We start from the raw sequence: 317 nt of genomic DNA, 5'->3' as shown, positions 1-317 counted from the left end.
TCACGGCGGCAGCGTGACTGCGACAGGCAGCTATACGATTACCCAGACGGATCTGAACAACGGCAGTGTGACCAACGTGGCCAGCGCGAGCGGCAACGGGGTGACCTCGAATACCGATACCGAGACCGTGGATGCGACCCAGACCAGAGCGTTGACCTTGGACAAGCAGGTGGTATCGGGTGATCCGTACGCTGCGGTAGGTGACGTGGTGGCATACCGCTACGTGATCACCAACAGCGGCAACGTGACCCTGGCCGGACCATTCAGTGTGACAGACGACAAGATTGCGGGCATTGCGGCGGTGAACGGTCCATTGG

At 60.6% G+C, this 317-nt stretch carries 1 protein-coding gene; it reads left to right on the top strand.

The genetic code is table 11. The features are described 5' to 3' along the window. Window positions 1-317, top strand: a 317-nt coding sequence (locus tag B0E43_RS23320; protein ID WP_139352617.1) for a hypothetical protein, incomplete at both ends; no start/stop codon positions are given.

It is taken from the genome of Algoriphagus sp. A40, from assembly GCF_002002735.1.
Lineage (GTDB): Bacteria > Bacteroidota > Bacteroidia > Cytophagales > Cyclobacteriaceae > Algoriphagus.
This window is presented reverse-complemented; position numbering and strand designations above follow the sequence as displayed.